The organism is Ruminiclostridium papyrosolvens DSM 2782, from assembly GCF_029318685.1.
Taxonomy (GTDB): domain Bacteria; phylum Bacillota; class Clostridia; order Acetivibrionales; family DSM-1351; genus Ruminiclostridium; species Ruminiclostridium papyrosolvens.
Window position 1 is genome coordinate 4,052,938 of record NZ_CP119677.1, and the last position, 25,226, is coordinate 4,078,163.

Sequence of the window (25,226 nt, forward strand, 5' to 3'; positions counted from 1 at the left end):
TAAATGGGTATAAATTTTTCTTAATGTAAGCACAGCTATCTTGCTTGCATTAAGAATTATGTGCCATAACGTTGCTGCTTTTAGAAATAATAAAGTTTTTAACTGACTTATACAAAACCGCTGCCCCCAAGGATACCAAAAATACCATTACAGGTGCACAATATAAGAGAAAGTCCGGCATACTGCCTGTTTCATACCATTTAAACGTGAGAATAACAATTGACATATGGAAAATATAGATAAAAAGCGAATACTCACGTCCTATTTTTTCAAGAATTGTATTTTTCCCAATGGATGGATGTTTGAGTAAAAACAATACTATGGCTATTACCAGCAATTCCGCACTTATAAAAGGAGGTGCAACAGAATTATATATAGTAAGTTCAATATAATTGGTAATTATTAACACGGTTATTATAATCGGAAGAACCATCTTATTCAAACGTTTGATTAATGGTTGGTACCTTCTGATAATACATCCAAACATGAAATATGGTACCGATACCATAATGCAATTTCGCCATACAATCATATTCCCCCCTGCCCTTAAAGGAATTATATAGCATAATAATAGCAAGGGTGCTAAAAACATAATATAGTTTACCAAATTAAATTTGCATAATACCAGAATGATAATAAGGGCATATAAAAGTGAGCCTAAATACCACAAATGATCTGCAAAAGGAGATTGGTTATATACCAGAAAGTCGAACCATTTTTCAGAAACAAAATACTGTTTGATATCGTATACAGAATTATTACTGAAAATAAACTGCAATATGATATCAAATATTAAAAACAAAGCATTGGACAAAACCGCCAGTATTGCTATTTTCTTTATTTGCTTTTTCAATCGTCTTGAAAATTCTTCTTTCTCTGTTCTATAGCAAAAGTAACCGCAAACCACAAGGAAAAATGGAACAGCAATTTTACCATAGGCTATTGCAATACTTCCTCCCATACCATAAAACGGGATATGTATACAGACGACAAGAAATGCTGCTATTGCTCTCATACAATCAACAGAGTGTAGCTTTTCCACTGGTCTTTCCTCCTTTTGGAGTTATTAATCTGATTATAGGCTTATCAATCAAATGCAGCAGGAACGCCGACGCAACTGAAGATATAATTACCAATGTTACATATAATAAGTCATTGGTTATATTCATAAACATATCTGATTTGTATAACAACATAAATAGATGGTGTATCAAATATATCTCCAAAGATATCTTTGAAAGAAATCTCAGTATTATATTACTAAATGTAATTTTCATGCAAAGTATAAAAACAGCCGCTACAAAAAGAATCACTGCGGGAAGCTGAGTGAAAAAGCATATCAAGGTTTCAGGGTATCCGGAAGCAGTTTCAGTTTGTGCATAATATGAAAATTCTTTAATGGTATAATTTGAAATCCTATACATAACCACAAACACAACAGTAACTATCGGCAATATTACAACATAGTACTTTTTGACTAACGATATTAGTCCCTTCTCAAATCTTGCTGTGAGCATCCCTATATAAAATAGGAAACAGGTATTGTACCACCATTCTCCCTGCAACCACCATTGTCCATGTCTTAGAATAATGCCGAATACTATATAACAAACAAGGAATATTGCCATAGACACAAATGCTATTATTTCATTTTTTATATATTTGAAAATGAAATAAAATGCTATATAGAAAATTACTATTGCTACTATATACCAAGCATGGGGATTAATAAGTTGTACACCCGTAAAAAGAAAGATTGTTTGCAATAAAGAAGGCATAGGATTGAATGGTAAAATTACTGCCAGATAAATAAGTGATGTAATATAAAAAGGAACCAGTACAGACGGAAATCTTCTTCCTATAAAACCCTGCATATAGTTGTCTTTGGTTTTGAAGCTTTTTATTAATCCATAACCGGAACAGAAAAAGAATATACCTACAAATAGAACCCCATATTCATTAAAAGGAGATAGTACCTTAGAATCAGATAAAACTTGAGAAATGTGATGAAAAATAATCAGAACCGCACAGAATCCCTGTAACATCTTTGTATTACCCAAGGTTAAAAAGCCGTCATCCCAGCCCTTTATCCGAACTTTTACTCCAAAAAGGAGAGTAACAGCAAGTACCACATAAATACTTATCATAGCTCACACCTGACTTTCTTTTTAGATAAGTACATTTTATTTCCATATTATACCGCTAACAATAGACTAATTTGTTGTTTTGGTAAATAACCTACTGGAATAAATTGCTGTATTTGCATTCATAAATTTTGATGATTTAATGAAACTAATTGAAAGCTGTTCAAATTGGACAAAAAAATACAACTCCCAAATAAGTTCTTCTCCTATTCATGGGAATTGTATTTTTTCTGAAATTTTATTTAGATTGTTGTCCAACCACCATCAACTGACAAAAGCTGTCCTGTAGTATAGCTGGATGCATCAGATGCAAAATAAACAAGAGCACCGTCTAATTCTCCGTCTCTTCCTGTTCTTCCCATTGGGCAGCTTGCTTTAACAAGGTTACTGAAATCTTCATTTGCAAGAACATCATCTGTCATTTCACTTGGGAAATATGCAGGGCCTATGGCGTTAACTGTGATACCGTGTTTAGCCCACTCACTTGCCAATGATTTTGTTAACATCTCTACTGCTCCCTTTGTAGTACAGTATGCTGTAATAGGCAGTCCCGGCATTGCAACGGTACTGTGTATTGAACCGATGTTAATTATTTTTCCGTATTTCTTTTCAAGCATAATTTTCCCGACTTCACGTGCAAAATAGTAAACCCCATTTATGTTAACACTCATCATTGTCTGCCATAATTCATCCGATTGTTCTTCAGCAGGGCCTGTTAAACCGATACCGGCGTTGTTTACCAATATATCAATAGTTCCGAAATATTCTTTAATCTCATTAACTGCATTTTTAATATCAGCGCTGTCTGAAACATCGCACTTTACTGCCAAGCAACGTACTCCGAGTCCTTCAATTTGTTTTTTTACCGTTTCTAATTTTTCAACTCTTCTTGCAACAATAGCAATATCTGCTCCTTGTTTTGCCAAAGCCATAGCAAACTGAACTCCCAAACCTGAAGATGCTCCTGTAACAACTGCTATTTTTCCTGTTAAATCAAATAATCCTGCCATAAGTCAGCTCTCCTTATACTAATTATTTTTCGTTATGTTAATATACTTAATAATAAAATTGTATGTTATTTGTTTATTTTTTGTCAATCTTATGTTGTTTATATTGCGGCAATTAACTAATAGTTGGGGTTAGTATTGAAGGACTATTGCCTTAGGAAGAAATCCCTCAAGGCTTGCCTGTCAAGGGAGTTAACGATTTTTTGTTGTCTTTTCGAGTTAACAAAATATATATTGGTATAAGAAGATAAGGCATTAATTGCAGATAAATCAGGTACCTTATCTATAATTATGTTTGAGCAGGATTTAAAGTGTATAAACCAAAATAAAAAGGAGAGCCTTAGCTCTCCTCTAATTTACCATCTGTTGCCGAAGCTTCTTCCGCCGCCTCTGTTGTTGTTCTGCTGCTTTCTTGCTCTTCTGCAGTCAGGACATCTTTGAGGTTCATTGTCGAACCCTTTCTCTTTGTAGAAAGCCTGTTCGTTTTCAGTAAAAGTGAATTGTGAATTACAATCCTTACAAGTTATTATTTTATCAGCCATATCTAAATACCTCCTTAATTTATTTGGATCATTATAACTTCCCGCTCCAATAAATTAAAGAGAGTTGTAATCAAAAATGAATCCATAAATATTTAGTTTACCTATTCAGCTTAACATATCACGCTAAGTAAAGCAACAAATATTTCAATATTTCCTAAATATACACTATCAATTTACTACAATCTTGCATCAGCAAAAAACTTCAACAATGCATCCCACTATTTTTTATTGGGATTCAATATTACTATCATGTTTTTACCCTCAAGCTTAGGCTGTTTCTCAGGTACCCCAACCTCATTAACCGCTTGGGCAAATTTTGCAAGAACTTCTTTACCATCGGATGTATATTTCATTTCCCTGCCTCGAAATTTTATGCTGACTTTGACTTTATCCCCGTCTTGTAAAAATTTATAAGCATTTTTAACTTTGACATCAAAATCATGCTCCTCAATCTTAGCAGACAACCTTACTTCCTTAATTGAAACAACCTTCTGATTTTTCTTGGCTTCCTTCTCTTTTTTACCCTGCTCAAACAAGAATTTACCATAATCCATAATCTTACAAACCGGTGGTTCTGAGTTTGCAGCAATCTTTACAAGATCAAGATTTTTTGTTATAGCCAAATTCTGCGCATCCTTTGATGACATAACTCCCAGCATGGCACCATCCGCATCAATCAGTCTGACCTCAGGGTCCCTTATCTCTTCATTAATTGGTACTTGGTTTTTCCTAATAAAAAACACCTCCACATTTTTTTAAGTTCTTACAAATAGTATTCACAAAATGTTATTTTAGTTGCAGCGAATTTATATTTCAAAATTCAATAACTTTATTTCCCGTTTTTGTAATCATTTCATTATACCATAATTTGTGGACTTATGTGCTTTTTATTAATTATTCTATTCTACTTGAGCAAGACCTTCTTTCTGTTCTTCCACATACCTCTTGATTTTATGGGTAGTTGTTCTAAGAAATTCATTTTCTCTCAGGGTGAATTCCTTTACATGTTTGTAAAGTGGCATTTTGCCATTTACTGTTTTTACAATGTTCTTAAAAATCTTCGTTAACTCATCTTTTGGTATATTCATAGCGTTTAGCTTGTTGGCAATTGCTTCTATGTTGGGCAAAATCTGAGCACAAACAACTGTATCCCCGGAATTTTCATCATACTTGCCCCAAACATAAGATTCACGTACAAATGGGTCTGAATTTATATAGTTTTCAACTTCTTCAGGAAAAATCTTTTTACCGTTTTTAGTTACAATAACATTTTTAAGCCTGCCAGTTATATATAAAAAGCCTTTTCGGTCCATAAACCCAAGATCACCTGTGGAAAACCAACCATTAGACAAACACTTTTCAGTAGCTTTTTCGTTGCGGAAATAACCCTGCATGACGTTTTTCCCTTTGACTAAAATCTCTCCAATACCATTATTATCAGGTTTTAAAATTTTAATTTCAACGCCCGGAATAGCTTTACCACATGATTTATCCTTGAAGCTTCTATCTCTGTTACCGGCTACCAGAGGTGAACATTCCGTTAATCCATAACCTTGCAGAACCTTAATCCCAATTCGTCTGAAAAATCTTGAAACTTCTGGTTTTATGGCAGCAGCCCCCACAATAATCAGCCTCATTTCTCCGCCAAAGCTATCATGTATTTCTTTAAATAAATTCTTGCTCAGGTTTATTTTGAAAAATGATAAAAAGGTTGTTAAAAATAATGCAAAATTAAATTTTATTTTAACTGCTCTGCTTTTATTAAGTTTATCTTGTATTTTTTTATATATATTTTCTATCAATAGGGGTACTGTAATCATTACCGTAGGCTTAACATTTTTTAAGTTTTTGGGTATATTTCTAAGTCCGTCATTGAAGGATATAGCGGCTCCGTTATATATAAATGCTAAAAACCCTAACGAACATTCATATGTGTGATGCAATGGCAATATAGATAAAGTTTTGTCATCGCTGTTAACTTTAACAGTAGAGCACACACCCATTATATCTGCACAAATATTCTGATGTGATAGCATAACACCTTTTGCTATGTCTGTAGTGCCTGAAGTAAAAATCAAAATCCTTGCCTCTTCAGAATTAATCTTTACGGAAGAATAGCTTTTGTCTCCGGCTTCCACAAGCTGTTTTCCTGATTGCACCAATTCATAAAAGGAAAGTATTCCGTCCTCATTGGTTTCAGCATCCATATCTATAAAAACCTTAGCAGTGTTAACAGTTGATTTTATCATCTTGATTTGATTTCTGTATTTACCTGAAAAGATTATAGCCGTAGCTTCAGATCTTTCAAGAAGGTTAGTAATTTCATTTGCAGGCAGTTCTTTGTCTAAAGGTACAACAGTTCCCACGCCGTTGACTGTTGATAAATATGAAACGCACCATTCATACCTGTTCTCTCCCAGAACTGCAATAGAAGAGTTGCAAAGACCAAGCTTCAACAAAGCAGTACCAAAATACTCTACATCGTTACCAAACCGGTTATAACTGATTTGGCTATAAATATCACCTTTGTTCTTAATTAAAAATGCCGGCTTATCTTTATATAAAGCGCAGCTTTGTGTCAATAAATCCTTTAAATCGGTAATATTTCGAACCTTATAAAATTTTTCCATCCTGGATTTCCCCTTTGAGTAATTTGGTTACTTTAATACAATTCATTATTTTACATTAAATTTTATCAATAAAAATTCAACTAATTATCAACTATATATGTTTTTTAAAAACTATTGCTTTGGAAATGAAATCAATGCAGTTGTTCCTATGCCTTTTTTACTTTCTATTGAAACGGTTCCTTCACATAATTCCACAATTCGCTTTACAAGAGCAAGCCCAAGTCCATTTCCATTGACGTGGTGTGAACGCTCTCCTTGATAAAATTTATCAAAAGCATGTCTTCTTACTTCGTCATCCATTCCAATACCGTTATCCTTTATAGTAATGAATACTCTATCATTATTTGTAAAACAGTCAATATTTAGTACTCCATTGTTATTAGAAAACTTAATTGCATTTTCAATAATATTGCTCCAAACCTGTGCAAGCAGTGACGGATTTCCGTAAAAAATAATACTTTCTAAGTTCAAATCAATTGTAAGGTTCTTTTCCTCCCATTTACTCTCATAGCTTAAAAGAACACGTCTTATCTGTTCATCCAGTGGAAAATTCTCCTTTTGTAGAACAATTTCCTGATTATCAAGCCGTGATAGCGAAAGAATGTTTTGAGTAAGTTTTGCTAACCTTTCAGTGTTGTCTAATATATAATTAATATACTTTTGCTCTTCCTCCCTTGATAAGGATTCATCCTGTAATAAAGTCGCATAACCCTCAATTGCAGAAAGGGGAGTTTTAAATTCATGTGAAACATTATTTACAAAGTCGTTCCTCAAGGTTTCGGTATTTGAGAGTTCTTTAACCATTATATTGAAATTTTCAGCTATTTGTTTTACTTCTTTTGCTATACTTTTTTCTTCCAATCGCACTGAAAAGTCCCCCATAGCTACTTTTTTAGCTGCATCATTTATCTTTAGTATTGGTCGAAGCATTTTACTTGAAACATATGAGGAAATAATAGTTCCAACAGCGATACACAAAAGTGCAATAAACGATGAAGATGTAAGTGCTCCTGTAATTGGATCAAAACTGAACCTCAATAGTATATATATGATTACAAATGTAAGTGCCATTGATGCAGTCATAATTATAGCCATAATAAGTGCAAATATATGGGATATGGTAAACTTTTCCTTGTCTTTTAACATCATGGTTTTACCGCCTTATATCCCAAACCGCGAATGGTTTTGATTTCAAATTGATTATTATCTTTAAAACGCTCTCTCAATCTGCTAATATGAACATCCAAGGTGTGGGGATCGCTTTCGGTATCCATACCCCATATTTCGTCCATGAGCTGCTGCTTTGTAAATGCCTTGTTGGGGTTTGAGAGCAGCTTATAAAGAATATAAAATTCCTTTTGAGGTATAAGCATATATTCCCCTTTAATATTTACAGATAACTCATCATAACTTAATTCCATATCTCCAAATATCAGTTTTCTTTCATTAACAATCTGTGCTCTTCTAAGCAGAGCATTAACCCGCAAAATCATTTCGTTAACATTTACGGGCTTTATCATATAATCATCAGTACCTACCCGAAACCCATTTTTCATATCTTCAAAAGTATCTTTAGCTGTAATCATAAGTACCGGCATATTATATCCATTATCTCTTAAGCTTTTAACCAATTCATAGCCATCCATATTTGGCATCATAATATCTGATATAACAAGATCAATATATTGTTTTTCAATTATGTCCCAAGCTTCAAGGCCATCATTAGCTACATAATAGGAGTACCCATGTTTAGCTAAAACAGTGCAAAACAACTTACTCAGAGACTGGTCATCTTCAACTACTAATATATTAAACATTTATTTTTACCTTTCTTTTAGCTCATATCAATATACTATATTAATTTCAAATTAGCTTCAACTTACTCTTGAATGTAAAAATTCCAGTCTGAAAATTATAGAAAATTAGAAGGGCATATCAACCCTTATGTTAGGTTCTTGATATGCCCTCTATAGTTTGTACTTGCAGCCAACCTTAGTCAATGATTGACAACTTGCATAATTAGTCCAGTAGCTTATAAATTAGAATATTTTGAATCTTATTATTTTTAATATGAAAATTCATAACATCAACATAATTTACCGGCTCATATCGAAAAACATCCTCTCTTTTATCTCCCCCACCTCCGATTAAATTCCCTTCAGGATATGCTTCCTTAAGCTTTTCAAGACTATCACCAACTTTGATATTTCTCACTGTAGAATATTTTGAGTCGGTTATTTTTATATTGAATATGTGAAAATCCTTTCCTTTGGCTGCTTTAATAGCTTTAATTTCAAGTCCGGGAAATTTGTACTGTTTTTCAGTAAAGCCAATAAGAGTATCCATATTAAGTCCATCGTCATTGGTATATGTGTGAGATTTCTTTTCTACTGCTTTTCCCATAATACCTTCCAGTTTTTCATCGTCTACTATATCCGAAATAGCAATTGTTTTTCCATTGTAGCTAACGGCCAATTCTTTAAGAATAACATTCCCTTCCTTCTGAATTGTGCCCTCTTTTATCACTTTGCCTGAAGACCCTGTATTGTTACCGGTTGAAGTACTTGTTGTTTTATCCTCGGTAGAGTTTGTTTTAGATGACTCAACCCGATTATCTTTACATCCAGCTATAACCGTTACACTAAGTACCAGAATCATAGCTACTGCGAATACTTTTTTCAAAATTTTCATTATTGTATACCTCCAAAATTTATTTTTATTTAACTTATGGGGTAATTATAGATTAATATTTTATTAGTGTAATAACAGACTTGTATCATTCTTGTAACATTATGTTGAGGGCATAATCAATGAAACTGCAGTTCCAATATCAATTTCGCTCTCAATAACCAACTGACCGTTAAATTTTTGTATTATTTCTTTACATATTGAAAGCCCTAAACCTGAACCACTTGCGACAGGTGAATTCTGTGCTCGGTAAAATCTCTCCTGCACCATTTCGATTTCACTCTTTGCAATACCAATACCTTCATCACTTATTTTTACAATTGAATTATCATCCTTTGTAAATGTTTCAACAATAATCCGACTTTTGGGATTCGAGTATTTTATAGCATTCTCTATAACATTGGCAATTGCGTGAGACATCAATGTTTTGTTCACACTGGCGATAACTCCCTTATTCAAATTTGTCACTAAAGTAATGTCTTTCTTTTCAGCTTTTGGCTTGAACTCTTGAGCAACTATCTCAGTTAATTCAGATAATTCTGTCCTTTCAGTGTTAAGCTCCTGTACAGCTTTGTCAAACTTGGATAACAATAATAACTCATTAATAAGGTTTGTAAGCCTGTCTGATTCATTGACCAGATGATAGTACACCTTTTTTAATTCCTCATTCTCATTTTCTCCCTCAAATAAGTATTGAGAAAAGCCCCGGATTGCAGCAAGGGGTGTTTTTAATTCATGTGACACATTAGAAACAAATTGCTTTTGATATTGAATATAATCCTTCAACTGAATTCCCATATGATTTAAACCTTCTGCAAGCATCCCAAGTTCATCCTTCCTATTCAGATGGACATTCTCGAACTGTTGTTTAGAGAATTTTTCTGTTGCTCCAAGAAGGTACTTTATAGGTTTAGTTGTTTTGCTTGAGATGTATAAACTGGATAAAGTTACCAGTATAATAAATCCTGCTGCACCAATTAACAAAATATATCTAATTTTATTTAAGATATCGTAAAAGTAAGAGATATTTTCAACAAGCTCGAAAACATAGACATTCCGGTAATATTTATCCTGAATAGGTATTGAAAAATATATTAAATTTTTATCTGTGACGGTATAAGAATAATTTCCCTGCAAGGCATTTTTAATATTTTCTTTAAAAATCAAAGGTTTTGCATCTTTAATTATTATTCCGTCTACAGCCAAACCCAGTAGTTTTTGTTTATTATCATAAATTCTCACTTCTTTACCGGATGCCTTTAATGCTTCTAAGGCACTTTTTGTGATATCTGACTGCTGCGGTGAGGATACAGCTTTATCATGACTTGTTAATATTTCAACAAATGATAACTCGCACATATCGGCCTTTTCCATCATTTGCTTTTCAATGGTCACAAAGCTGTAATAGTCTATGGCCTTGTTTACAGAAATAATTATTATTGTAAAAGATAATACAGACAAAAATAAAAAATTCAAAAGCAGTTTGGTTGAAAACTTCAAGTGGAGTCACCTCCAAGCTGGTAACCGAAGCCGTAGATTGTTTTGACATATTTCGGAGTTTCAGAATCTTCCTCAATTTTCTTTCGAAGACGCATAATGGTCATATCTACACTTCGACTGTCACCGGAATAATCATAACCCCACACTATTTCAAGAAGTTCATCCCTGGTAAATATCTTTTTGGGCCGTTTAAAGAGTGTTTCAAGAATTCCATATTCTTTTGCTGTAAGTAAAATCTGAGTTCCGTTTTTCTGCACTACTTTTGTATCAGGATTTATTTCCAGTTCACCGCATACAAGCTTTGTAGTATATTCATATTTTGCCTCATCATTGTGTTCATATCTTCTCAATACTACTTTGATTCTGGCAATCAGTTCTCTATTGTCAAAAGGCTTGGTTATATAATCCTCTGCACCCAGTTCAAGACCTAATACCTTATCGATGGTTTCATCCTTTGCAGATACCATTATTACAGGAATGTTTGACTGTTTTACAATTTCCTTGCACAAATCATAGCCTGAGCAATCAGGCAGCATTAAATCCAGCAGTACCAAATCAGGCCGGAAGGAATTCAGTTCTATAATTCCTCTTCTGCCATTCTCTGCTGTTTTTACCTGAAAGCCCTCTCTTTTAAGCACCAACTCTGTTAAATCTCTGATAGCAAGCTCATCATCAATTACAAGAATCTTTTTCACCAAGAAGCCCTCTCTTTTAAAATCAATTATTATAGGCTGGATACCAAGCTTTGGAACCGTAATTAACTTTGGTAATAGTGTTTATCAAATTTTTCTAACTATCCTAAAACTATCATTGTTTACTCTGTATATTCACTTTAACATTTTTTCTGTAAGATTGACAAGATACCTCAGAGTAATGCTATTGACTTTGCACATAATTCAAATCATCCGTAGTTTTACCCTTGACATAGAAAACCTGCCTTGATGTATTTCGGCTGTCCCAACTGTCTACCCACTTTTCACTGCCATAGACAGAAGCACCCTTCTTTGTTATCAGGTCAAAGCTCACAAAGGTATTATCATCAGTTTCCAGTGGTATAATCCATTCAAAGGTATAGGTGCTCCCCGAAGTTCTTGTTAATTTAACTGCATCAGTGTGTGTACTTCCTTTGATGTTGTAGTGAATACTAAATGCCGCATAATCCGGTTCGCCTTGAATGTCAACCCTACCTTTTATCTTGTAGCCTGCTTTGATATACCTCCTGCTGTGTCCTACCAGAGAGTAATAGTTTATTGGCATTTTTATGGCAGGAATATCCGTGTTGTTTCTCCGTGGATACCTGTCAATTCTGCCATCCCTGTTATCATCAATACCCTTATAGGTATCGAAATAGTAGGTTCTCCAACCGGGGTCTAACATCATTGTAACTGCAAAGCTGTACGCCCTGACTCCTAAGAATTTATAGTCTACATAAACTATTTCGCTTATTCCTGAAGGAAGCCATGCTTTAAATTCAGCTCTCCCTTGCCTCCCGTCAGGATATGCACCATCTGCAATATCGAGTCTTAGTTCCCAAGTCTTTACCGTCCCTGTGTTTGAGATAAGCTTTATCTTTCCTGCATCCGAGGTGTATGTATGCCCTTCAAAGTTTAATTGGGCTTTTGATACATATTGTGAAGTTGTAAACTTAAATAGAGCCGTATCCCCGGTATTTATATGAGCTGTGGTTTCCTTACCGTTAATATATCCCTTCAGGTTTATTGGGGTTTTTACGGTGACTGGGAAGGTTATGGTCTTGTTCTGTTCTGCATTTGCTGTTATTTTAAAGATATAATTACCGTCTATAAGGGCATCGGGTACGGTATAAGGAATATTGTTCCAGCTAATATCATTTCCGCTTTTATTGCCTGTACCTGTACTGTAGCTGACGGTTTTTGTTCCTGACAGCCGAGTTCCCGATAAATTGTAAAGGGCCATTGTCAAATAAGGATTTGATGGATATCTTGTCCATAAATTAAAAACTTCCAAATCTTCACCGGCGGGTAATGTAACAGGAAAAGCCGGGTTTCTGAAGGTTGTTTTCAGGGCTCTTAGTTCAGCTTCAAACTGCATTGGAGGAGTATCCTTCAGAGTAAATATAATCTCCGGGACATCGGTAAATATTGTTCCGTTTATGTCCATTGTAAATACATCTGACCAAGTATTTTCTATGTCCTTTACGTAATACCTGATTCTATAAGTTCCCGGGCTAAGATTTTCGGGGATTGTATAACTCCATTCCCCGCCTTCCTTCTTCCACATGATTTTCCTGTCGGATATACCTTTGTCAGTCTTAGCTCTGGTGATATTATGGTCTAAATCAAAGCTTAAATCCTTCCAGTTTGTCCTATAGGTATTAGTAGCCCCATCAAAATCCCAATCCAGTGCTGCTTTGGCAATTGGCTTTCTGTGTACATATATGTCAACCTCTGTAGCTCCGCTGTAATAGGAGTAATTATCCCCATATGCACCGGAGGGCTTATCTTTTACTCTTCTGTATATCTGATACTTTCCTACATTGGAAAATGAATTTTTTATTTCAGTTGTCCATCCGGTATCAGCTTTGAAAACCGCTTGGGTTCCGGCTTCCTGTCCTGTAGGGTTATCAAAATAGTCCTTGTCATGTGCATATTGCAGTTCTCTTAAAACTATTTCATCCTTTTCAAGGTCGTCTTCACCCACATTCAGAGTAAACTGTTGATTTCGAAGTATATAGCTTTGCTGTATAGCAGGTGTTTTCTCCCATATGTATTCTAAAGCTTCATTTAAGATTTCCTGAACTGTCTTGTCTTTTGTATTAATAAATTTTGCGCAGTCCAAATATTGTTTTTGTATGGTAGTTGTTCCTGCAAGAATAACCTTTGCATCGGTCTTTGATACAGCTGAAATGAAGTCCGAAATCTCTGATATATCACCATCACTTACATAAAGAATGTATTTACTGCTGTTTCCACGCCATGTATCTGTATAAGGCTGCCGAACATACTTGTAAATAGTACCGCTGTAGTAGCCTGTATAACTTGAAATCCATTGCAGGTTGGGAACCCAGTAGGAAACAGTTCTTGATGCAGTTCCCGAATAACCTGACCATGACCTTGTCCAGTTAAAATATCCCTCTCCATGAGCAGGGCTTCTGGAATGTCCGCAAGGGGTACTTGTGTATACATAGTTTTGAATAGACATGCTGCCTGTATAACCTTCCCCGTCACTGTAGGAAATGCTGGATGATGGGGTTGAACCACCATATCCGTGTCCGGAAGAATAACCACCGCCGGAGCTTATAGTCTTGGTTTCTGTCCGGGATTCATAATGGCCAAAGTCATGATAACCTCCGTTGTCTGTTACACTTGTTCTTTGCAGCTTTCCAGAGTAACCGGCACTGGTATATTGGACTTCCTCCTGAGGATAGCTTGTTCCGGTATTGCTTGACGTACTTGCAGGGGTTGAATATTCATAGGTTTTCATGTCCCATATGTTGACGTTTGGAATGATATTTCTGCCCAGTAAAGCATTTTCCATCGTCACTCTGTTGGTTGCAAGGTATTCGTATTTATCCTGTGGTAATTCCTTATCCCTCATGATATACAAATCTACATTGGGCCTTTCTATCGGCGCATCTATATATATGTCACTTAACGGCTGGTAGTTATCTACCCAAAAATCACATTCCAGACTTGCCGACTTTTTTTCAGAATCTGTAATAAATTGAGACAGCGTATCCTGTCCGTTTACTCCATCAAACTCGTCTTGGGCATATACAAAGAATTTATAGTAGCCAAGCTGTGTTGGAGAATATTTGGGGAAATCACTAAGGCCATTCCATTCTTGAATCAATGTATCGACGCTGCCGTTGTTGTCACTGTCATACCACAGCTCTATTTTAGCACTGGCTATTTTGTCACCGTCAGTACTGTTAACCTCATAGTGCCAAGCACTTATTTCATCATTTCTTGTTACCACACTGTCAGACAGATTGAGTTCTATATCAGGGCTGACATCCTCCAGTACACGGAATTCCATTGTATACGGGTCAGACCATTTGCCCAGAGTGTTTTTGCACTCAAGAGTCAATGAGTATGCACCCGGCTCTTTGTACTGCAATTGTTTTTTAAAATCGGTATCTGTACCTTTATTCAACTGAGTAGTATCACCGCCGTAAGACCATCTGTATTCTGTTATTGGATATTTATCCAGAACCAGTTGTATGTTACCATCAGCAGATGTATTTTCAACGTTTATAATTCTGTTCTGTTTCCAAGAATTTGATGAAAGTTTGAACTGTGCAACAGGTTTTGTAGGATATACGTATACATAATCTGTGGAAACATACTCAACAACTGCTGCATCCTGTATCTCCTGCTTTTTATCTTCCGGTATCCCGATTAATACAATTTTACTTTTATCAAGAGTGTATTTGCAGATGACTTCTGCAAAGTAGCCGTTTTTATCAGATGTTGACGGGAATATGTAAGAGCCTGAAAAGAATTGATTATGGTCAACCTGTTCCCCATTTATGTACAGTTCGGTACTTTTAACCGTTGACATATCTGTGCTATCAGAAACATCGCTGAATTGGATTCCGTCAAATGCAATTTCTCCAATGTGATTATTTATTTTTATGGTTGGAATGTCTATAATCAGAGGTTCTATATCAGGCTCGGGAGGAGTGGGAATTGTGCCTGTTAAAAATTGATTGCTTCCGCTTTTGGAATTATTATGCCCATCCAGATAGTTTACTTTTGCTGTTGCTTCTACCCTTATTATGAAATTGTCCCCTTGCTTGGGAAGCTTCTTGATTTCTTCTACAGTGGTTTCAATACTAAAATTTGCAGTAACTGTATTATCTGCTATACTTTTAGACACAACATTTCTTGTTTTCATTTCAGTATCGGTAAGTTCAATACCTGATATATTGTGAATTTTTAAATCCCAGCTTTCTATATCCTGCCTTGTATAATATACCGTTCTGGACACCGAATCCTTATAATACGGAATCCAGCCCTCCGGTACCGGCTCCTCTTCCTTTAGGATAACATAATCCTGTAGTTCACCTTTTACCTGAAATTCAAGTTTAACCTTTTGTTTATCCAACTCGCTGCCTTCAGGAATATCGGGCATAGGTGATACAGCAGTTACAAAGCACTGTAAGGGCAGGTCTCTCTTACCACTGCCAGATAGCTTATTTGTTTGTCCTAAATTTGGTACAGAAAAGGTTTGATACCAGACAGAGCCGTCAGGTCTTACGTGCCACATCTTTGCGCTGCCTGCCTTTTGAATTGTGGGTGCTGATTGGATATAAAGATATTCGTAAACATTTGGGTCGTAATGACCATTACCGTCAGGGATGCCTGAAAACTTATCCACTGAGTTGAAGGTTTTATAAATCCAGTTTTTTAGTCTTTGAACTGTTTGTTTTGTATAACGATTTAAAGAATTGTATGCTGCATTATTATATGAACTTATATTAGATGTAAGCCTTTTTTTTACTTGATTTTTATCACTCCAAGGTTCCTTTATCCAGTTCCTTTCCCGGAAGGTTGTTACAGTTGCTACATTTATCATCCACATATTACTGAATACTTCCCCATTTATATCAAAACCCAGATACTTCCATTCCCCACGACTAGTCTCACATTTTTCTTTATGAGTTTTAGGGTTCTGCTCCTTGCCTTTGCAGTATATTCCTTCAGGCTTCAAAAAATAACCGCCGTCATATTTAATTTCCGGGTCCTTATTATCCAAATCACTATGTATCTGATATCCGCATTTAAAATAGTTTCCTGCCATACTTCTGTAGCTGCCGTATACCACAAGATTCTTCTGAGTAAATAGCCTGTGGTTTAAACAGTATGTGTTAGTGCCCCTTTTTATTGTTAACGGAACAGATCTTCCATTTTGTGTCGGCAGCAGGTTATTCCTTTTATAGTTATCGTATGTGGACTGGTCGAAAAACTCTAGGCCACCATTTTCGTATTTAAGTACAGTATAGCTATCCTCTGCCTGTACAATTATATCCGGAAAGCCAGTTATTAATAATACAAGGCATAGAATTAGCGAAGTAACTTTTGTATATTTGTTCAAATAATCACCTTCTCATGAATTTAATTTAAGCATTGTTTCTTTTGTAATAAACCCCTTTGCCCAAACCTGAAATGAAAAGACATTTCCACTGTCACCGTTTCCACCTACAACAGAAATCTGTCTGCCATTGATTAAATAAATTTGGTGTTTCCAATCAATATCTTTTAATCCATAGTCTAAATACTGGTCATGTATTTTCTTTGCCTGTTCGTAATCCTTCCCAAACCAGACTTTAAGCAATTCATAGGTGTATCTTTTTAAGTCCTTGTTGTACTTATCAACCTCATAACTTAATATTTCGTAAAGCCAACCATCACAGTTGTCGTATAAACTCTCTCTTTGCCCTTTTTTTATTTGGCTCCTTTGAGTAGCTATGCCAATTCCGTTTAGAGGTAAAATTAAACCATATGTATCATTCATATATTGAGTAAAATGATCCTGACTATTAAAGTAATTGATTCCGAAACTTTTATTTTTTTCACTGTAAGTAAAATCTATCTTTCCACCTGTTATAAGGCTACGGTTCTTGTACATTGCTTGAGCTGTCTCCCATATCTCCATCATTGGGAACAGCCCCTTATACAGTGTATATTCCTTGTTTTCATAGAAGCCTGCTGCCTCATTATCATATTCACCATTATTGGCGTTGCTGTTTTTCCATTTAAAACTTTCGCTTGACGATGGGATACTTTCAACCCTTACCTTTTTATCCAGCAACTTTATTATTATGACGGAAGCTTCAGCCCTTGTAAGTGTACCCTTGGGGTTAAATTTGTTGTTACTTCCCGTCAAAAGCCCCATGCGGTAGCAGTCAATTACATCCTGAAGATATTTACTTGTAATAGTAGGATAATCTGTCATTTTAAGCTTCTGGTAGCCTGTGTATACATTATCAAAAAAGCCTTTGTTTCCCTTGGACGGATATGGGTCACTTCCCTTTACAAAGTAATCACGGGGAACATTTTCATACTTTCCTATAGTCCTTCTTGCCAGACTTGCCGCCAGCTCACGTGTTATAGGCTTTGTATAGTCTGATATTTCACCTTTTGTCAAGATTCCTTCTTTAAGAGCTAAATCTACAAAAGGTTTGAAATAAGGTACTCCCTGGGGTACTTCGGGGCTGTATCCTATTGCCCTCATGAGCATTAAAATATACTGTCCTCCCAAAAGCTTGTCATTTGGGCCAAACCTTCCGTGGGGATATCCGGATATTATTTCAAGTGCCGATATTTTGGCTATATGATTTCTTCCCCAGTGATTTTTAATATCATAATATTTAGCCAGTCCGGCATCTAAGCTTGCTTGGGTCAGGTTGTTGTATTTGTCTACAATGGGCTGCATCCGCATTGTAGTTGTTGTACTCCCCTGTGTACTTGAATTTTCAGCTGTTATGGGCAAAAGCGCTGATAATATAATTGCTGAAACCGTTATGGCGCATAAAAGTTTTTTTATCATGCTTACTATTCTCCTTTTTAAATTTACATAAAATTCTTCTTGGAATGTGTACTTTTGAATATGATAATTGATACAACATTTAAATACTAATAGCTGTAGCATTGTTGAACGAATATGAAAAACTAATATAATAATGAATTTACTCTAAGATGTGATTTTTTTCATTAATGACTTGTGTTGGACTAGTCCAAATTTTCACTTATTTACTAAAACTTCCGATTTTTATTATATCATGGCTGAGATATGTGTCAATAATTTTTTAATTAAGAATTTTGATAAATGATAACATATTAAATAAAAATTATAACAATAAATTTGACATAATTTGCAAAAAAATGTAATATGTTACTATTGATACATTTATTACGAGTTAACATGATGATTGCTATTAGGCAGCCGGAAAATTATACAAAATTTATGAAAGGAATATGTATAATGTGAAAATCATTATACAGGGAATGTTTATGAAATTAAAATTAATAGCACCAAAATCTTATGCCGAAGAGGCTGTAAACCCATTTCCGCCTTATGTTTTGTTGGTTTTGGCATCATTATCTCCTAATTGGGTAGAGGTAACAATCGAAGATGAAAATGTTGAAGATATTAATTTTGAAGAATCAGTTGATTTAGTTGGCATTACAGTGATTATGCACAATGCACAAAGAGCATTTGATATAGCAGATGTATATAGAAAAAAAGGGGTAAAGGTTTTTATGGGAGGAATTTTTGCCGAATCAAATCCCGATGACTGTTTAATGCATGCAGATTCAGTTATAGTAAGCGAAGTCGAAGATATGTGGGAAGATATTTTAAATGATTTTAAGACTGGAAACTATCTTCCTAAATATCAGGCCGTAAAAAGACCGGAAATTTCAGACAGGCCTATACCACGCCATGATTTGATTAAAGATAAACCAGGTTATTTTTCTAAAAATTTAATTATGATTTCAAGAGGATGTCCAAACAGATGTGAATACTGTTCTTCAGGTTTGCATTGGAAAGGTCAGATTAAAACAAGAAATTTAGACGAAATCATTAGGGAAATTGAGTTGCTAGACCCAAGTAAACCAATAATGTTTATTGATGATAACTTAATTTGGAGTAAAGATTATGCAAAAGAGCTGTTTCGTGCTCTTATACCTTTGAAAAGAAAATGGATTAGTTGTGGATCATGTATAGATTCCGTGGAGGATTCAGAGCTTGTATATTTGGCAAAAGAAAGTGGTTGCTCATCTATGTTATTTGGATTTGAAACAATAAATAGCGAGGCACTAAAAACATCCCGAAAAGGATTTAATCAGGTTGAGAAATATAATAATACTATAGAAATATTTCATAAACTGGACATTGCAGTATTAGGAACATTTATTTTTGGGCTTGATGGGGAAACTTACAAAACATTTGAAAATACTGTGCAATTCATTAAAGATTCTGAAATTGATATGGTAAATCTAAATATGTTATATCCTTATCCGGGTACTCCATTCAGAGAGCGGTTAAAAAGAGAAAACAGGCTTATCGAATATGAATATGAAAATGAATGGAATACTTTTGCGTATAATAAAGTAATGTTTAGGCCTAAAAATATGACAGTAGAAGAATTAAGTAAAGGTTTTGAATATTCGGTAAAGGAATTGTCAAGTAGAGAGATTTGCGCAAAAAGAGTCTCTGAAGCTATCAAACATAACCGATACCCAGAGTATGTTTTTAATCAAAACATGAAACTAAGGCAACATGTAACAAAAATGTATGGAGAATATTAAACCTGATAAATTATGTATCAAAATAAGAGTCGCCAGACACAATCTGTCTGGCAATCCCTTTCTCCCTATTAAACATAAACCTGCATATCAGAGAGGTTAAAGGTGAAACCAGAACAAGACCTATGCATCCTATTAATGTATGTAATATCTCCGCTGATATTGACTTTGAATTAAATATATTCATTAGAGGTGTTCCCTGAGCCATATACACCATCATAACTGTTATGTAACTTCCCATATAAGCAAATAACAAGGTAGTAGTTTGGCTGCCTACTACGGATTTCCCAATGGTAAGTCCTGATTTCATAAGCTCTGCTTTCGTAACATTTGGATTGTTATTTACAATCTCCTCCAGTGCTGATGAAATATCTATTGCTAAATCAAGTATAGCACCTGAGCATGCAAGATATATTCCCGCCTGAAATATGGAAGTTAAATCAAGCCCCATGAACCCTGCGTACAGCAGTGATTCTGCTCCTTCCATCACAGCACCATTTATATTAAATATCCTTCCAAAGATAACTGCAAGAAAGCATGTTACCAATGAACACGTAATAGCGCTGATTATAGCAGCATATGCCTTTTTCGTAAAACCTGCAACCAATAAAAGTGTAACAACCGTAAGGACATTTCCCACAATTAATGCAACAAATAGTGGATTATAACCATTTAGTATTGCCGGTATTAAAACTTTCCAGATACTTAGCAGTGCAAAGATAAAGGAAAGCAAGGTTCTAACCCCCGTATAGCCTGAAAACAAAATTATAACACCTGCAAAAACGCCAAACAAAAGTATCTCTTTGTTTATACGGTAATGATCAATCATATTGGCAAAATTAATATTACTATTTTTATCAAATCCTATTAATACCCAAGCCTCGTCCCCTTCTTTGAAAAGCTTATCTGCGGACAGTCTTCCCGTGAGCATATTATTAGCCTGAAGTCGTTCACCTTTATGAGAACCTGTCTTTATGTCAATGGTAACAATTTGATCTCCCAGTTTAAAGATTCCTGAATTATGTATTCCTAAATTATTAACAGAGATGACTTTAGCCCGAACACCTTCAGTGTATCTGTATTCTTGCTTCCGAAACCCTGTGGGAAGCATAATAAGAATTGCTATTACTATTAATAATGTTGCAATAAAAACCAATTCTTTTCTATTTATATTCATAAAAGAAATTTTCAAATGATGCTCCTTCTTAAAAACAAGGCTGAAATCTATTCCAGCCTTGTTTTTGCATGTTCTTTTTACACTAAGCATTTATTTTAACTCCGTAATTGTAACCAATTTGTTGTATACATCAGTGTTCTCATACGCACCATTGAATAGCACTGCTCCCACTCCTGTTGCATACACCGGCACCGGAACTCCTGTGTGTGAATATGATGTCCAACCTATACCTGCTTTGTTATTTAAAATATGAGTTAATGTTACCGAAAGTGGGCTATATCCACCATATAGTAAATCAGTTTCTTCATTATCGGTAGGCTTAGCTGCCATTGTTTCAGCAAAAGCAGTTTTGAGTTTTGACATTTCCCTATCTGACAATTCTAATGTCATGTAGCTGGGCTCACCTTTACGACTAATATCACCTGTAGTTTCGTTAACAAGTCCAAATTTTTCAGTAATTACAGAAAGTACTTTATTAAATGATAAATTTGGATTTTTGGCTTTCATATCATTAATCAAATTATCGAAGGCCACATAGGACATTTTTTGATTATCTAAAAGTTCAAAAGCCGTATCATACCCTGTTGTTGCCTGTCCTATAGTCATACCACCGGTTTCATGGTCGCCTGTTACTATTATTAATGTCTCATCCGGATGCTTATGAGCGAAATCTATAGCTGCTTGGATAGCATTATCAAATGCCAAAACATCACCGATATTTGCTTTTGCATCATTAGCATGGCCTGCCCAGTCAACTTTTCCCGATTCAGCCATCATGAAAAACCCTTTTTCATTATCAAGAACATCTATACCCTTTTTAACAAAATCAGCAAGAGTTAAGTCCCCTGCTTTATTATCAATTGCATAAGGCATAGCACCACTATCTTGCACCACGGGAGTTACGGCATACACTTTTCCTGACTTGCTGTTAAGGTCCAAAATGTCTTTCTTTGTTCTTGCTATTGTATACCCATTTTCTTTCATCACTTCATAAGCATCTTTTTGATCCTTTTTTGCCCCTGTTGGTTGGTTTATAGTACCACCGCCAAAATAATCAAAGTTTGATTTTGCCATTTGCATAGCTATACTATAATAATCATTTCTTGACGCAACATGTGCATAATATGCTGCCGGTGTAGCATGATTAATTGTTACCGTAGATATGATACCCACCTTCATACCCTTCTCTGCTTTAAGTCTTTCAGCAATAGTTTTAGGAACTTTAGAACTATCTATATTTTCCTGTTTATTGCCTGATTTGTTTCCTATGGGCTTTAATCCGATAGTACCACTCCAGGTTTTAAATCCTGATGACAAAGAAGTCGCCGTAGATGCGGAATCCGGAACAAAGGATGTTGCATCATGAGTTGTTTGATATCCTACTGCCTCAAAATTCTGGAAGTTAAGTTCTTTTAATGACATTTGATTATGTTTATTGATACCCTTATAGATTTGAGCTGAATTTACTTGTACTGCTGCCATACCATCCCCGATAAACATAAATATGTACTTAGGAGTCTTTGATGTATTCGATGTTACTGCTTCATTTTGTAATCCCACATTTGAAGCCTTAGCGGACGAAAAAACTGTTCCTACCGCTAATACCATTACGACTGCTAAACATAGTAAACCTGTGAACAATCTCTTATTAGGCATTATTTTTTTAACCATGTCATACCTCCGACTATTAATATTCTGTTTATAGTTTACAATCAGAGTATTAAGCAGACATTAATTAAATGTAATTCTTTTGTAAGAAAAAGAAAAAAATAAAAACAGGACATAAGTACAATATCAGCTTTAAGCATTGTACCTATATCCCGATTTTATTTCTTTATTATAACCTTTAAATTATTTTACAATTCTTACTTTTAATACACCTTTAATTGCCGCAATCATTGCTACAACTTCTTCATTGGTCTGGTTTTCAATATCCAATACGGTGTACGCATAGTCGCCTCTTGATTTACTCACCATGTCTAAGATATTTACATTCATAGAAGAAAATGCTCCGGCGAACTGAGCCAGCATATTCGGAATGTTTCTGTGGCAGATAGCAATACGTCCGTCCGTCATGCAGATACCCGCATCACAGTTTGGATAGTTTACAGAATTTTTAATGTTACCATTCTCAATAAAATCCACCAACTGTTTTACAGCCATCACTGCACAGTTATCTTCCGATTCTTCTGTAGAGGCTCCCAGATGTGGAATTGCTATAACTCCCTCCATCTTAGCCGTCTTATCATTAGGGAAATCGGTAACATACTTCGCAACCTTGCCATTTTTCAAAGCTACTTCTATATCGTTATCACATACTAACAAATCCCTTGCGAAATTAAGTATAGTAACTCCATCCTTCATCTTGGAAATCGTTTCTTCGTTAATCATTTCCTTTGTATTAACATTAGGGTCCGAATTCTCTATCAAAGGAGTATGAAGAGTGATATAATCGCACTCTTTATATATTTCGTCTCTTGTTTTAACATGCACAATATCACGGGATAAATTCCATGCACTGTCTACTGAAATGAACGGGTCATATCCATAAACTTTCATTCCCAAGCGGTTAGCAGCATTTGCTACTAAAACACCAATTGCGCCAAGTCCAATAACACCTAACTTCTTGCCCTTTATTTCCTTGCCCGCAAACTTGCCTTTGCCTTTTTCTACAGCCTTTCCAACAGCAGGCTCGTCCTTGATAGTCTGAACCCAGTTGACTCCACCTATGATATTACGGGAAGCTAACATAAGTCCTGCAATTACTAATTCTTTTACACCGTTCGCATTTGCTCCAGGTGTATTAAATACGACAATTCCATTCTCAGCACATTTTTCCAGCGGAATATTGTTTACTCCTGCTCCGGCTCTTGCAATCGCCTTTAGATTACTGCTGAATTCCATGTCATGCATCGCTGCGCTTCTGACTAATATCGCATCTGCTTCACTGACATTATCAATTTTAATATGTTCCTCATTAAAAATATCTAAACCAATATTTGCTATCGGATTAAGACAACTATATTTCATCACTTTAACTCCTCTCTAAGTCTTATTACAGGTTCTCAGCTTCAAACTTCTTCATAAACGCAACTAATGCCTCAACACCTTCAATAGGCATTGCATTATATATTGAAGCTCTCATACCGCCTACAGTTCTATGTCCTTTTAGGTTTTCAAAACCTGCGGCCTTTGATTCTTTAATAAATTTTGCATCAAGTTCTTCATTCCCCGTAACAAAAGGAACATTCATTAAGGAACGGTCTTCTTTTACAACAGTTCCGCGGAACATCTTGCTCTGGTCTAAGAAATCATAAAGTATTGCTGCTTTTTTCTCGTTATGAGCCTTCATAGCCTCTAAGCCGCCTTTATTCTTAATCCATTTAAATACCTTACCACAGATATAAATGCCATAAGCCGGAGGGGTATTATACATAGAACCCTCTTTTTCATGAGTTTTATATTTCATCATGGTAGGAGTGCCCGGAAGTGTATCTTCAGTTATAAGATCTTCACGAATAATAACAATTACAACACCTGCCGGTCCGATGTTCTTTTGAACACCACCATAAATTATGCCATATTTTGTTACATCAACGGGTTCTGATAAGAAACATGAAGAAACGTCAGAAACTAATAGCTTGCCCTTAGTATTTGGTAATTTTTTGAATTTTGTTCCGTATATAGTATTGTTTTCACAAATGTATACGTAATCAGCATTTTCAGAAATTGGAAGGTCGGAGCAATCCGGAATATAAGAAAATGTCTTATCCTCAGAAGAAGCAATTACATTGGCTGTACCATAGATTTTAGCTTCCTGATATGCTTTCTTTGCCCATTGTCCGGTTATTATATGGTCAGATACTTTATTCTTCATCAAATTCATCGGAATCATGGCAAACTGAAGTGACGCACCGCCCTGTAAGAAAAGCACTTTATAATTATCAGGAATATTCATTAATTCCCGTAAATCCTTCTCAGCTTCCTTTATGATTACTTCGTATGCCTTAGATCTGTGGCTCATCTCCATAACAGACATACCGGTACCTCTGTAATCCAGCATCTCGTCAGCTGCTTCTTTTAGTACCTCTACCGGCAACATTGCCGGACCTGCAGAAAAATTATAAATCCTTCCCACTGTTTTGTCCTCCTTATATATTACTCCCTCTGTATCCAATAATATCTGTATCCATCCTGATTTACAGCAATCGCTACAGGAAAGGACACAATTTCATATTCATCGCC

At 35.3% G+C, this 25,226-nt stretch carries 18 protein-coding genes; 1 reads left to right on the forward strand and 17 read right to left on the reverse strand.

Translation table 11 applies throughout. The features are described from left to right. Window positions 1-49: 49 nt before the first annotated feature. The 13 genes from P0092_RS17940 to P0092_RS18000 form a co-directional block, all read right to left on the reverse strand. On the reverse strand, window positions 50-1,042 hold the full coding sequence (locus P0092_RS17940) for an acyltransferase family protein (protein ID WP_004622268.1): 993 nt from the start codon (window positions 1,040-1,042) through the stop codon (window positions 50-52). Further along, window positions 1,020-2,147: an acyltransferase family protein gene (locus tag P0092_RS17945; RefSeq protein WP_004622267.1), complete on the reverse strand. Its 1,128-nt coding sequence runs from the start codon at window positions 2,145-2,147 to the stop codon at window positions 1,020-1,022. Before P0092_RS17945 ends, P0092_RS17940 begins: the two co-directional genes overlap by 23 nt. A 239-nt stretch (window positions 2,148-2,386) precedes the next feature. After that, the gene (locus tag P0092_RS17950) at window positions 2,387-3,154 is read right to left on the reverse strand and encodes an SDR family oxidoreductase (protein ID WP_004622266.1); all 768 of its coding nucleotides are present in this window, start codon (window positions 3,152-3,154) and stop codon (window positions 2,387-2,389) included. Between the two features lie 353 nt (window positions 3,155-3,507). Beyond that, complete coding sequence (locus tag P0092_RS17955) at window positions 3,508-3,693, reverse strand: zinc-ribbon domain-containing protein (RefSeq protein WP_004622265.1); 186 nt, start codon at window positions 3,691-3,693, stop codon at window positions 3,508-3,510. Between the two features lie 218 nt (window positions 3,694-3,911). Further along, window positions 3,912-4,442, reverse strand: coding sequence for a translation initiation factor IF-3 (gene infC / locus P0092_RS17960; RefSeq protein ID WP_004622262.1), 531 nt, complete (start codon window positions 4,440-4,442; stop codon window positions 3,912-3,914). A gap of 150 nt (window positions 4,443-4,592) precedes the next feature. Next, complete coding sequence (locus P0092_RS17965; protein ID WP_004622260.1) at window positions 4,593-6,323, reverse strand: AMP-dependent synthetase/ligase; 1,731 nt, start codon at window positions 6,321-6,323, stop codon at window positions 4,593-4,595. Window positions 6,324-6,434: 111 nt separating this feature from the next. After that, complete coding sequence (locus tag P0092_RS17970) at window positions 6,435-7,472, reverse strand: HAMP domain-containing sensor histidine kinase (protein WP_004622259.1); 1,038 nt, start codon at window positions 7,470-7,472, stop codon at window positions 6,435-6,437. Then, window positions 7,469-8,140, reverse strand: a complete 672-nt coding sequence (locus tag P0092_RS17975; RefSeq protein ID WP_004622257.1) for a response regulator transcription factor — start codon at window positions 8,138-8,140, stop codon at window positions 7,469-7,471. Before P0092_RS17975 ends, P0092_RS17970 begins: the two co-directional genes overlap by 4 nt. Before the next feature lie 202 nt (window positions 8,141-8,342). Continuing rightward, complete coding sequence (locus tag P0092_RS17980) at window positions 8,343-9,014, reverse strand: hypothetical protein (RefSeq protein ID WP_004622255.1); 672 nt, start codon at window positions 9,012-9,014, stop codon at window positions 8,343-8,345. A 99-nt stretch (window positions 9,015-9,113) separates the two neighbouring features. Continuing rightward, window positions 9,114-10,511, reverse strand: a complete 1,398-nt coding sequence (locus tag P0092_RS17985; RefSeq protein WP_004622253.1) for a sensor histidine kinase — start codon at window positions 10,509-10,511, stop codon at window positions 9,114-9,116. Further along, a complete protein-coding gene (locus P0092_RS17990) occupies window positions 10,508-11,206 on the reverse strand; it encodes a response regulator transcription factor (RefSeq protein ID WP_004622251.1) in 699 nt (232 codons plus the stop codon). The genes P0092_RS17985 and P0092_RS17990 overlap by 4 nt, the downstream gene beginning before the upstream one ends. A gap of 181 nt (window positions 11,207-11,387) precedes the next feature. Continuing rightward, window positions 11,388-16,589 carry an Athe_2463 domain-containing protein gene (locus P0092_RS17995; RefSeq protein WP_004622248.1) on the reverse strand — a complete coding sequence of 1,734 codons (5,202 nt, stop codon included), beginning with the start codon at window positions 16,587-16,589 and terminating at the stop codon, window positions 11,388-11,390. Between the two features lie 12 nt (window positions 16,590-16,601). Next, a complete protein-coding gene (locus tag P0092_RS18000) occupies window positions 16,602-18,044 on the reverse strand; it encodes an S-layer homology domain-containing protein (RefSeq protein ID WP_004622245.1) in 1,443 nt (480 codons plus the stop codon). Window positions 18,045-18,508: 464 nt separating this feature from the next. Between P0092_RS18000 and P0092_RS18005 the strand changes: the two genes are divergently transcribed. Then, window positions 18,509-19,807, forward strand: coding sequence for a B12-binding domain-containing radical SAM protein (locus tag P0092_RS18005; RefSeq protein ID WP_158498426.1), 1,299 nt, complete (start codon window positions 18,509-18,511; stop codon window positions 19,805-19,807). A gap of 10 nt (window positions 19,808-19,817) precedes the next feature. On the opposite strand, the gene P0092_RS18010 is transcribed toward P0092_RS18005, so the two are convergent. The 4 genes from P0092_RS18010 to serC all read right to left on the reverse strand — a co-directional run bounded on the left by P0092_RS18010 (window position 19,818) and on the right by serC (window position 25,119). Beyond that, on the reverse strand, window positions 19,818-21,071 hold the full coding sequence (locus tag P0092_RS18010) for a YibE/F family protein (protein WP_004622241.1): 1,254 nt from the start codon (window positions 21,069-21,071) through the stop codon (window positions 19,818-19,820). After that, on the reverse strand, window positions 21,072-22,652 hold the full coding sequence (locus P0092_RS18015) for an alkaline phosphatase (protein WP_004622240.1): 1,581 nt from the start codon (window positions 22,650-22,652) through the stop codon (window positions 21,072-21,074). A 180-nt stretch (window positions 22,653-22,832) separates the two neighbouring features. After that, window positions 22,833-24,011, reverse strand: coding sequence for a phosphoglycerate dehydrogenase (locus P0092_RS18020; RefSeq protein ID WP_004622238.1), 1,179 nt, complete (start codon window positions 24,009-24,011; stop codon window positions 22,833-22,835). A gap of 25 nt (window positions 24,012-24,036) precedes the next feature. Next, complete coding sequence (serC, locus tag P0092_RS18025; protein ID WP_004622237.1) at window positions 24,037-25,119, reverse strand: 3-phosphoserine/phosphohydroxythreonine transaminase; 1,083 nt, start codon at window positions 25,117-25,119, stop codon at window positions 24,037-24,039. Window positions 25,120-25,226: the final 107 nt, after the last annotated feature.

Coding starts and splice junctions, on each gene's coding strand:
- P0092_RS17945 (WP_004622267.1), bottom strand. CDS start 2,147: ATGATAAGTATTTATGTGGTACTTGCTGTTACTCTCCTTTTTGGAGTA.
- P0092_RS17950 (WP_004622266.1), bottom strand. CDS start 3,154: ATGGCAGGATTATTTGATTTAACAGGAAAAATAGCAGTTGTTACAGGA.
- P0092_RS17955 (WP_004622265.1), bottom strand. CDS start 3,693: ATGGCTGATAAAATAATAACTTGTAAGGATTGTAATTCACAATTCACT.
- P0092_RS17965 (WP_004622260.1), bottom strand. CDS start 6,323: ATGGAAAAATTTTATAAGGTTCGAAATATTACCGATTTAAAGGATTTA.
- P0092_RS17970 (WP_004622259.1), bottom strand. CDS start 7,472: ATGATGTTAAAAGACAAGGAAAAGTTTACCATATCCCATATATTTGCA.
- P0092_RS17975 (WP_004622257.1), bottom strand. CDS start 8,140: ATGTTTAATATATTAGTAGTTGAAGATGACCAGTCTCTGAGTAAGTTG.
- P0092_RS17980 (WP_004622255.1), bottom strand. CDS start 9,014: ATGAAAATTTTGAAAAAAGTATTCGCAGTAGCTATGATTCTGGTACTT.
- P0092_RS18000 (WP_004622245.1), bottom strand. CDS start 18,044: ATGATAAAAAAACTTTTATGCGCCATAACGGTTTCAGCAATTATATTA.
- P0092_RS18005 (WP_158498426.1), top strand. CDS start 18,509: ATGAAATTAAAATTAATAGCACCAAAATCTTATGCCGAAGAGGCTGTA.
- P0092_RS18010 (WP_004622241.1), bottom strand. CDS start 21,071: ATGCTTAGTGTAAAAAGAACATGCAAAAACAAGGCTGGAATAGATTTC.
- P0092_RS18015 (WP_004622240.1), bottom strand. CDS start 22,652: ATGGTTAAAAAAATAATGCCTAATAAGAGATTGTTCACAGGTTTACTA.
- P0092_RS18020 (WP_004622238.1), bottom strand. CDS start 24,011: ATGAAATATAGTTGTCTTAATCCGATAGCAAATATTGGTTTAGATATT.